We start from the raw sequence: 10,970 nt of genomic DNA, 5'->3' as shown, positions 1-10,970 counted from the left end.
CGGTGGCGCCGCGCTTCTATGAGACATCAGTACCCCCTTTCGTCGAGGTCGAGCACCGTTCTCAGCAGGGTGGCCACTGCTTTTTTGGTCAGCGGTTTCATCGCAAACCCCTTGATTCCGTAGCTCTTGGCCTGGTCCTCGGTGACGAGATTGCTGTAGCCGGTGCAGAGGATGATCGGCAGTCTGGGGCGGATCTGCAGCATCCGCCGGGCAAGGTCAATGCCGGTCATGCCCGGCATGGTCTGGTCCGTGATCACCGCGTCGAAGCGGTCCGGCTCGTTCTGGAAAGCGGCCAGGGCATCGAGACTGCTGGTCCGGACGGTCACGGCATAGCCAAGCCGCTCAAGCATGGTTCGACCCATCTCGGAGAGGAGCTCCTCGTCATCGACCAGGAGAATGTGTTCCTTCCCCGCCGGGACCGGCTCGGTGGCGGCGACCTCGAGGGGGGCCGCACCTTCGATGGCCGGCAGGAAGACCCGGAAGACTGTCCCTCTGCCCAATTCGCTGCCGCAGGTGATGAAGCCGCCGTAATCGGCAACGATGCCATGGGCAATGGAAAGACCCAGTCCAGTGCCCTGACCGACGCCCTTGGTGGTGAAGTAGGGGTCAAAGATCCGCTCCCGGATCTCCGGATCAATACCCGGACCGGTATCGGAGACCGCGAGCACCACAAAGCTACCGGGTTGGGCGCCCGGCCGCTGGCCGAGGTCGGCGGCTGAGAGTTTGCGTTCACTGAGCGAGATGTCCAGGACGCCGCCGGTCTGTTCCATGGCATGGAAGGCGTTGGTGCAGAGGTTCATGAGGATCTGGTGCATCTGGGTGGGGTCGGCGAGAACGGACCGGGTGGCGGCTGTTTGCTGCCGAATGGCGATGGTGGAGGGCAGGCTGGGGCGGAGGAGCTTGAACACCTCGTTGACGATCCTTGCGGGATCGAGGGCGACCCGTTCGCTGGCGTTCTGACGACTGAAGGCGAGGATTTGCTTGACTAGGGCGGCGGCACGGTGACCGGCTTCGAGCACCTTGTTCAGGTCTTTGCTCACCGCCGAACCGTGCGGCGAGCCATCCCGGGCCATCTCGGCGTAGCCGAGGATTGCGCCGAGGATGTTGTTGAAGTCATGGGCAATACCGCCTGCCAGGGTGCCGATGGCCTCCATCTTCTGGGCTTGGGTGAGCTGCGCCTGTAACCGTTTCCGTTCCTCCTCCATCAGTTTGCGCTCAGTGGCGTGCCAAACGCTCTCTATCAGCAGTGAGACCTGAAGAATATCGGCTTCTTCATAGTCAGTTGCCTTGTTGGCCAGGCCGACGACACTGACGATCCGGTCATTTCTGAAAATGGGGACAGTCATGAAGTTCTGCAGTTGGACATGGCCCTCAGGGAGCCCCTTTTTCAGGGGGTGGGCGGCTTGGAAATCGTTGACAACAATGGGCCTTCGCTGCCGGACCGCCTCGCCCCAGAGTCCGGTTTTTTCCAGTTGGTAGCAGCTCAACGGATTGGCGACGGCACAGCTGGGCATGACCTCCTTGGACCAGGCATTGAGGACAAACTCTTGCCTGTCTTCGTGGTAGTGGTAGATGTAGCCGATTGTACTTTCGGTCAGTTGTATGGCCTGCTCCAGGGCGTTGTCGAGAAAGTCTCGGGTGTTTTCGGCGGGATGCTGAAGAATATCTACCAGCCTTCTTAACCTGGCCTCATTCAGGCGAATGGCTTCCTCCGCCTGTTTGCGCTCGGTGATATTGCGGATGATGCCCACCGTGTGCCAGCCTTCAGGTAATAAGACCGAGGAAAGAGACAACTCAATGGGAATTTCGGCACCGTTTTTATGGCGGGCCTGGAGTTCAAGGATGTTGCCGATGGCCTTGCCCTGACCAGTTTGGAGAAACTCGGGGAAGGTCTTTTCGTGTGCCTCGTGATAGCGCTGCGGTGCAATGAGCCGATGCAGGTTCCTGCCGATCACTTCTTTCTCGGAGAACCCGAATATTTTTTCCGCTGCGGGGTTCCAGAAGGAAACGCGACCTTCGGGATCCATCACCAGGATAGCGTCCTTGGCTGCATCAGTTATGGCCCGCATGCGGGCCTCGCTTTCCTTGAGAGATGTTTCCGCCCACTTGCGCTCGGTGATGTCCTTGATCAGGCAGGCGAATTGGCCGGGTGCCGGACAGTAGGCGTTGATCGAGAAATGCTTGCCGATCTCGCCGGAGTAGTTCTCAAAACGGATCGGCTCACCGGTCAGGGCCACTTTGCCGTAGGTGGTTATCCAGTGGGGTTCGGTGTGGGGAAGGATACTCAGGACCGTGTGACCGACTATCTGGGCCGCATTCAACCCGATTATGCGCTCAAAGGCGGGATTGACCGCGAGAAATCGATAATCCACAGGATTGCCCTGGTCATCGCAGAGAATCTCATGCAGGGCAAAGGCATCGAGCATTTCCCGGAAGAGCTGCGCATACTGCTGCTCCGATCGCCGCAGGGCGGTGATATCGTCGACGGTGAGCAGCGCACCTCGCTGGCCGTTGATGGCCAGTGGCTTGATTTTGTAGCGGATCCAGAGCGGCTCGCATCCAGGTTCCCGGTTAAGGGTGGCTTCATCTTCCTGGTCATCCGTTGTGGCTTTGCCGGCGAGGGTTGCCCGCAGTCCGCGCAGCAGAGGACAGCTCGGGCAGGAGGGGGAATGGCCGCAGCCTCTGGGCGTTCTCAGACGATTGGTGCAGCGGATGAAATCGCCGCATCTCTTAAGCGAATTGGTGTTCGAGGAAAGGTCGAAGAGTTTCTCGGCGGTTGGGTTGGCGAGGATGATCTCTTCCCGTTCGTTGAAGACCAGCATGCCCACCGGCGAGGCGTTCAGGATGAACTGGAGCTGCAGGTCCGAGGTTGTCAGGGGTTGGTTGTTTTCCTGCATGGTTTCTCTTTTTCTGGAACGGCGAAAAGGCCCGCCGGATGAAGGTGTTCAGTGCCTGGGCGGCGGATGGTCTGCCAGGACTTGGTCCTGTTTCCCTAACCTGTTTTGTGTACCATGGGGATGGGGCGGCAACAAGGATAACCGTGCAAAAATCCTTGAATAGCAAGGGCTTCAGGGTAGACACCGCACGGCGGGGCCTTCGGGGAAAACGGTGGGGAGCGGAGGACGGGGAAAAACAATCCGGGCGGATGCGAGGGGTGCGCATCCACCCGGAAGGGTTCTGCAATGCTTAGACCTTGAACTGTTTCACCAGTTTCTCCAGTTGGGCCGCCAATTCGGCCAGTCCATGCGCGCTCTGCTGTACCTGGCCGCTGCCCACGCCCACCTGGGATGCCTGCTGGTTGATGCCGGCGATATCGCGGGTGATATCGGCAATCACTATCGTGGACTGGGCGACATTCTCGTTGACCTCGGCAATGCCCTGGGAGGCCTGGTTGATATTGCCGGAGATTTCGTTGGAAGCAGCCGACTGTTCTTCCACGGCGGTGGCGATGCCGTTGATGACGTTGTTGATCTCGGCAATCACCTCGGAGATCTTCTCGATATCTTCCACCGTGGTGGCGGTGGTGTCCTGCATTTCGCTGATCTGATTTTTGATGTCCACGGTAGCGGCGGCGGTCTGGCGGGCCAGTTCCTTGATCTCGTTGGCGACAACCGCAAATCCCTTGCCTGCATCGCCGGCCCGGGCCGCCTCAATGGTGGCGTTGAGGGCCAGGAGGTTGGTCTGCTCGGAGATCTCGGTGATGGTCTCGGTGACCCGGCCGATCTTGCGGGCCGATTCACCCAGCACGGCCATTTTCTCGGAGGTCTGGCGCGACTGCTTGACCGCGGCCTCGGAAATGGACCGGGCCTTCTCGGCGTTCTGGGCGATCTCGGTGACGGTGGCGGTCATCTCTTCGGTGGAGGAGGCCACCATGTTGACGTTGCTGGTCGACTGCTCCATGGCGGCGGAAACCGACTGGATGTTGGTGCTCATCTCTTCGGTGGCGGCGGCAACCGTACCGGCTCTGTCCGAAGTGTCCTTGGCATTGGCGGAGAGTTGCTTGGAGACAGCGGCCAGATCATTGGAGGAGGCGGTCAGGGTGTTGACGCCGCCGATGATGTCCCGGATCATGGTGCCCAATTGCCCAACCATGGAATTGAGCGATTTGGCCATACTGCCGATCTCGTCCTTCTGATTGATGTCGAGCGTGGCGGTGAAATCGCCCTTGGCCATGGTGTCAGCCAGGGCCGCGGCCTTGCTGACCGGACCGGTGATTGAGCGGATAATAAAGATGGCGAGGAGCACGCTGAGCGCCAGGGCTACCGCCAGCAGGGTGGCAATCAGGGTGGTGGCTGTGCCGGCGGCATCGGCGGCATCCTTGCCTGCTTTTTTGGCCAGATCGTTCTGGAAGGTGATCAACTCCTCGAGTGTTTTGAAGTAGGCGCTCTGGATTTGCCGGTATTCGCCCATCAGCAGCATTTTAGCCTTCAGGGTTTGTTCCTCCTTGATCAGCCCCAACAGGGCTTCCAGGTGGCGGCCGAAGGTCGGACGGATATCGTTGGTGATTTTGTTCAGGATCGCCACCCCCTTTTCGCTTTTAATCGATTTATTGAGCTGCTCCAGCAGTCCCCCAGCAGTTTTTCGGGCATCGGCAATGCGCTGAACCTCCTTTGCCTGGTTTTCCTTGTTGTCGTCGATAATCAGGTTGCGAGTGGCCCGGGCCACGATATTGATCTGGTCGATGATCGTATTGGCCTGCTCGACTTTGACCATCCGGTCTTCGACCAGGCGGTCGATTTCACCTCGGAGATGTTTGATTTCCATGATGGCATATCCGCCCACAACCAGCATGAGCAGCAGGAGAAGGCCGAAACCGAGGCTCAGCCGGGTTCCAATCTTAAGATTTTTGAACATAGTTGTACTCCGTGTGATGAGTGTTCCGGTCGATGCGGACATTTCCGCACCGACCGTAAAGCCCTTGTCAATTCTAGCATTCTGACCGAGAACCAGTCTCGGTTGCTGTTTATTTGAATTGACTCACGAACCGGAATGAATGTCAAATTTTTTATTGGTCCGGGTTCCCGGCTACAATTCAGGGGGCGCATCCACCCGGAAGGGTTCTGCAATGCTTAGACCTTGAACTGTTTCACCAGTTTCTCCAGCTGGGCCGCCAATTCGGCCAGTCCATGCGCACTCTGCTGCACCTGGCCGCTGCCGTCGCCCACCTGGGACGACTGCTGGTTGATGCCGGCGATGTCGCGGGTAATGTCGGCAATCACCATCGTGGACTGGGCGACATTCTCGTTGACCTCGGCAATGCCCTGGGAGGCTTGGTTGATATTGCTGGCGATTTCGTTGGACGCGGCCGATTGTTCTTCCACGGCGGTGGCGATACCGTTGATGACGTTGTTGATCTCGGCAATCACCTCGGAGATCTTCTCGATATCTTCCACCGTGGTGGCGGTGGTGTCCTGCATTTCACTGATCTGATTTTTGATGTCCACAGTAGCGGCGGCGGTCTGGCGGGCCAGTTCCTTGATCTCGTTGGCGACAACCGCAAATCCCTTGCCTGCATCGCCGGCCCGGGCCGCCTCAATGGTGGCGTTGAGGGCCAGGAGGTTGGTCTGCTCGGAGATCTCGGTGATGGTCTCGGTGACCCGGCCGATCTTGCGGGCCGATTCACCCAGCACGGCCATTTTCTCGGAGGTCTGGCGCGACTGCTTGACCGCGGCCTCGGAAATGGACCGGGCCTTCTCGGCGTTCTGGGCGATCTCGGTGACGGTGGCTGTCATCTCTTCGGTGGCGGACGCCACCATGTTGACATTGCTGGTCGACTGCTCCATGGCGGCGGAAACCGACTGGATGTTGGTGCTCATCTCTTCGGTGGCGGCGGCGACTGTGCCGGCCCGGTCAGAGGTGTCCCTGGCATTGGCTGAGAGTTGCTTGGAGACGGCGGCCAGGTCATTGGAGGAGGCGGTCAGGGTGTTGACGCCGCCGATGATGTCCCGGATCATGGTGCCCAATTGCCCAACCATCGAATTGAGCGATTTGGCCATACTGCCGATCTCGTCCTTTTGGTTGATGTCGAGGGTGGCGGTGAAATCACCCTTGGCCATGGTGTCAGCCAGGGCTGCGGCCTTGCTGACCGGACCGGTAATCGACCGGACGATGAAGAAGGCTAGAATCACGCTGATGGCCAGGGCTGCAGCTAGCAGAGTGGCAATGAGGGTGGTGGCCGTGCCGGCTTCACTTGCCGCTTTTTTCCCCTCCTCTTTGGCTAAATCCGTTTGGAAGGTAATGATTTCTTCAATACCTGTCAGGTAGGCGCGCTGGGTCTCCCGGACCTCGGTCAGCAACAGCTTCTTCGCCTGATCAACCTGGCCGGCCTTGATCAGTTCCATGTAGGCTTCGGTGGTGCGGACATAGCCAGCGCGGATGTCCATTACTTTTTTGACCAGGGCCGAACCTTTTTCACTCTTGATCGTTCTGTTTAAGGTTTCAAAGAGTTCACCTGCTTTCTTGCGAGCGTCGGCAACCCGTTTGAGCTCTTCAGCCTGACGGCCTTTGTCGTCATCGATGATAATGTTGCGCAGGGCTCGGGCAATGACGTTGACATTGTCGATAATCCCGTTGGCCTGCTCGACCTTGACCATCCGGTCTTCGACCAGCAGGTTGATTTGGCCCTGCAACTGCTTGATCTCCAGAACTGCATACCCGCCCACCGCCAGCATGAGCAACAGAAGGATGCCGAAGCCGAGGCTCAGCCGTGTTCCGATCTTGAAATTTTTCAACATTGTTGTGCTCCTTGTGATGAGTGTTCCGGTGGCAACAGATATTTCCGCATCTACCGTAAAGCCCTTGCAAATTCTGGAATTTTAGCCGATAGCTAGCTCGTTTTCTGCTGTAAATTTATCGTAAATACATTTAGTTAAATTGACTCATAATCCAGAGTGGATGTCAAATTTTTTCTTCGGAATGGCCCAGGCAGCATTTGCAATTTAATGGTGCGCATCCACCCGGAAGGGTTCTGCAATGCTTAGACCTTGAACTGTTTCACCAGTTTCTCCAGTTGGGCCGCCAATTCGGCCAGTCCATGCGCGCTCTGCTGTACCTGGCCGCTGCCCACGCCCACCTGGGATGCCTGCTGGTTGATGCCGGCGATATCGCGGGTGATATCGGCAATCACTATCGTGGACTGGGCGACATTCTCGTTGACCTCGGCAATGCCCTGGGAGGCCTGGTTGATATTGCCGGAGATTTCGTTGGAAGCAGCCGACTGTTCTTCCACGGCGGTGGCGATGCCGTTGATGACGTTGTTGATCTCGGCAATCACCTCGGAGATCTTCTCGATATCTTCCACCGTGGTGGCGGTGGTGTCCTGCATTTCGCTGATCTGATTTTTGATGTCCACGGTAGCGGCGGCGGTCTGGCGGGCCAGTTCCTTGATCTCGTTGGCGACAACCGCAAATCCCTTGCCTGCATCGCCGGCCCGGGCCGCCTCAATGGTGGCGTTGAGGGCCAGGAGGTTGGTCTGCTCGGAGATCTCGGTGATGGTCTCGGTGACCCGGCCGATCTTGCGGGCCGATTCACCCAGCACGGCCATTTTCTCGGAGGTCTGGCGCGACTGCTTGACCGCGGCCTCGGAAATGGACCGGGCCTTCTCGGCGTTCTGGGCGATCTCGGTGACGGTGGCGGTCATCTCTTCGGTGGAGGAGGCCACCATGTTGACGTTGCTGGTCGACTGCTCCATGGCGGCGGAAACCGACTGGATGTTGGTGCTCATCTCTTCGGTGGCGGCGGCAACCGTACCGGCTCTGTCCGAAGTGTCCTTGGCATTGGCGGAGAGTTGCTTGGAGACAGCGGCCAGATCATTGGAGGAGGCGGTCAGGGTGTTGACGCCGCCGATGATGTCCCGGATCATGGTGCCCAATTGCCCAACCATCGAATTGAGCGATTTGGCCATGCTGCCGATCTCGTCCTTTTGGTTGATGTCGAGGGTAGCGGTGAAATCACCCTTTGCCATGGTGTCAGCTAAGGCTGCGGCCTTGCTGACCGGGACTGTAATCGACCGGATAATGAAGAAGGCGAGAATAATACTGAGCCCCAGGGCTATAGCCAGCAGGGTGGCAATGAGGGTGGTGGCAGAACCAGCGGCATCGGCGGCATCCTTGCCCGCTTGCTTAGCCAAATCGGTCTGGAAGGTGATCAGCTCTTCGGCTGCTTTCAGGTAGGTTGCCTGTGTTTGCCGGTACTCGCCGAGGAGCAGCATCTTGGCCCTCAGCGTTTGCTCATTCTTGACGAACTCCAAGATGGCGTCGAGGTGGCGGCCAAAGGCCGGGCGAACCTCGGTAGTTATCTTGTTGAGGATAGCCACCCCTTTGTCGTTCTTGATGGTTTTGTTCAGTTGATCCAGCATCCCGCCGGCGGTTTTGCGTGCCTCGGTAATCCGCCGCAGTTCCTCCGCTTGGTGCTCCTTGTTGTCGTCGATGATCATATTGCGTACGGCCCGGGCGACGATGTTGATTTGGTCGATGATCGTGTTGGCCTGCTCGACTTTGACCATCCGGTCTTCGACCAGCCGATCGATTTCTTGGTGCAGTGATTTGATGGATTTGATTCCATATCCGCCCACAACCAGCATCAGTACAAGGAGGATGCCAAAGCCGAGGCTCAACCGCGTTCCGATTTTGAAATTTTTCAACATTGTGGTGCTCCTCGTGATGAATGATCCGTTACCGCCCGGTGCTCTTGTTTCTGTTGGTCAGGAGTGCAATTTTACGTCCAAATTGATCGCTATAGAATTTTTAGTATTTTTCTATTTGTATTCAGTAGTTTGATTAAATTTTTTCGTTTGGGTGTGCCTCGATTGGAGGCAGGAAACAAGTCAGGAAAAGAGACTGATCCCCTGCCAATTCTGGTCGAAAGGAGCAGGGCGGGGAAGACATCCGAGTAAACTTTTTTTGTTTAACAGATTGAAAATATTATTTAAAAAAATGTGGATGGGTGTCTCTTGGCGTCGGCGGCAGAGAGGTTGAGAGTGCTTCTTCTCGTCATCCACAAAAGTGGACAGTGTAAAGGAAACTGTTCACTTTAATGGAGTGTTCCAACTGTTGTTGCGATGGGGGAACCAGAAGGAGAGTGGAAGACCTATTTTTTCCCTTACCTCGAACTAGCGCGCAACCGGCTCTCCGGCCTCGCAAGCTCACGGTTCATTCTCTGGCCGAATCGATACTGCCAGTCATCAATGACAAGGAGATGTTGCCTTTCGGGGCGGCACTGCCGGCCTTCCGGTTGTTACCTGTCCGGCAGTTGGCCGTTTTCGGCAACGGATCTTGTGTTTGAAATTCAACGCTTCGATTGCTCAGGGCAAGTTGCTGCAATTGATGGTTTCATAAAAAGTCTATTTCTGTCATTTCGACGAGCACAGCGATGAAAAATTTCATAATAATACTAGAGTTTTATCGCTCTCGCTCGAAATGACAACACTGAAATATTTCTCATTTTACGAGCTCATCACAATTCACTATCACCGATTTTCCTGAGACCGGGCAGTATGAGCGCCATCTACGGAAGCTTCGCATTGCGCAAAAAAAAATCAGGTGAGCAATAATACCCAGGGAATTGCCCGTGAGTTTCCTCAAGGGACAAAATTGACCGCGCCCACCGGAGGCTATGTCTTATGGGTGCAATTGGCGGAAAATGTTGATGGAGTCGAACTGTTTCATTTGGCCAAGGCGGGAAAGATTTGTATTATTCCAGGGGCTATCTCTACGGGGACCGGCAGCTTTAAGAATTGTATTCGCATAAGCTGCAGCACGCCCTGGAGTGATCAGATGGAAGACGGCATGCAGCGGCTAGGGGTGTTGATGAGCAGGCTGCAGGCGAGATAAGGAAGAAGAGGAAGTCGCCGCGGCGATAGGGAAGAGGAAAGGGATGGAGCCCCTCTCCCCGCGGCACAAGGCCGTACAGGGAGAGGGGGAGAGGCTGGGGAAGAGCGTTAAAAGGTGTAGGTTAAGCTGATACCGCCAAATACATTGGTGTGAACCGCTTCATCCGGCAAGGCGTTGTCGTCCAGGGAGTCGGTGAGGTTGATATTGGCACCAATGCCAAAGGCATCGGTCACCATATATTTTACCGAGGTGGTGAGGGTATAATTAAAAAATCCGCTGTCTGTGCCCCCTGCGTAATAACTGGAGAAGTCTTCGCCCGCATAACTGATCAGGCCACTCAGCCCCAAGGTGGTTTTGTCGTTGATGCTGTAGGTGTATCCCAGGCCGGCGGTGATATAATAATCTGAGACTGCGTCAATGTCGTAATAGAGCTTGGTGGAGATGGCGAACCCGGCGCCCAGGTCGTAGCTGAGGCCTGCAAACAGTTCGGTCGTATAGTCGTCGGCACCTTCGGCTGCTTCGGGGAACAGGTAATGAATGACGCCAACACTGGCATCGACGCTCCCCAGTTTAAAGGCATAGGAACCGGTTAGGTCGAGTTCGGAAAATCTATTGTCGTTGAGGGCGCCGTCATAGTCATCAACGTCGTAGTTGCCCCAGACGTTAAAAGCAAAGCCGTTATGGGATACATCCATGCTCGGCTGTAAAACAAAACCGTTGTTGAAGGTCAGGCCGCGCCATACATAGGCGCTGTTGGCATCAAGGGCAGCAGTGGCGGTTGCGGCTGTAGCCTGGGATGCTGCGCCACCGGTGGCAAGGGCGACAAGGGCGGCCATGGAAAATAAACGTTTCATATTCTCTTCTCCTTTTTTAATAAAAAATTGCAGGGTCTCCAAGCTGCAAGGACATAACTCTTGTGTACATGGGCAAGAAGTCGTTGCTTGTGGAAAGTTGGCACATTGAACGTTTTTACTTATACACTTATTGTGCCAAATTTTAGGAAAAATGATAAAATATTAATTTGTATTAAAATTAATATTTTGCGGACGATGCTACGAGCTGATGCTTTCAGTATTGAAAAGAGAATAACATTTTTGGTGGTTTTTTGTTGGTAACATATCAAAAATGTACTTTTTTGGG

At 55.9% G+C, this 10,970-nt stretch carries 6 protein-coding genes; 1 reads left to right on the top strand and 5 read right to left on the bottom strand.

Annotated elements, in window-relative coordinates:
• Positions 1 to 26: 26 nt before the first annotated feature.
• The 4 genes from ACHZCX_RS06455 to ACHZCX_RS06440 all read right to left on the bottom strand — a co-directional run bounded on the left by ACHZCX_RS06455 (position 27) and on the right by ACHZCX_RS06440 (position 8,644).
• Entirely contained in the window at positions 27 to 2,897 is a 2,871-nt protein-coding gene (locus tag ACHZCX_RS06455) for a PAS domain S-box protein (protein WP_319586420.1), read from the bottom strand.
• 289 nt (positions 2,898 to 3,186) lie between these two features.
• A complete protein-coding gene (locus ACHZCX_RS06450) occupies positions 3,187 to 4,854 on the bottom strand; it encodes a methyl-accepting chemotaxis protein (RefSeq protein ID WP_319586419.1) in 1,668 nt (555 codons plus the stop codon).
• A 215-nt stretch (positions 4,855 to 5,069) separates the two neighbouring features.
• Positions 5,070 to 6,734 carry a methyl-accepting chemotaxis protein gene (locus ACHZCX_RS06445; RefSeq protein WP_319586418.1) on the bottom strand — a complete coding sequence of 555 codons (1,665 nt, stop codon included), beginning with the start codon at positions 6,732 to 6,734 and terminating at the stop codon, positions 5,070 to 5,072.
• A gap of 242 nt (positions 6,735 to 6,976) precedes the next feature.
• Positions 6,977 to 8,644: a methyl-accepting chemotaxis protein gene (locus ACHZCX_RS06440; RefSeq protein WP_319586417.1), complete on the bottom strand. Its 1,668-nt coding sequence runs from the start codon at positions 8,642 to 8,644 to the stop codon at positions 6,977 to 6,979.
• Positions 8,645 to 9,539: 895 nt separating this feature from the next.
• Between ACHZCX_RS06440 and ACHZCX_RS06435 the strand changes: the two genes are divergently transcribed.
• Positions 9,540 to 9,830 carry a hypothetical protein gene (locus ACHZCX_RS06435; protein ID WP_319586416.1) on the top strand — a complete coding sequence of 97 codons (291 nt, stop codon included), beginning with the start codon at positions 9,540 to 9,542 and terminating at the stop codon, positions 9,828 to 9,830.
• 107 nt (positions 9,831 to 9,937) lie between these two features.
• Here the strand turns inward: ACHZCX_RS06435 and ACHZCX_RS06430 are convergent, their stop codons facing one another.
• The gene (locus ACHZCX_RS06430; protein WP_319586415.1) at positions 9,938 to 10,684 is read right to left on the bottom strand and encodes an MltA-interacting MipA family protein; all 747 of its coding nucleotides are present in this window, start codon (positions 10,682 to 10,684) and stop codon (positions 9,938 to 9,940) included.
• Positions 10,685 to 10,970 lie beyond the last annotated feature (286 nt).

Origin of the sequence: uncultured Desulfobulbus sp. (assembly GCF_963662935.2) — a bacterium.
GTDB lineage: Bacteria > Desulfobacterota > Desulfobulbia > Desulfobulbales > Desulfobulbaceae > Desulfobulbus.
This window is presented reverse-complemented; position numbering and strand designations above follow the sequence as displayed.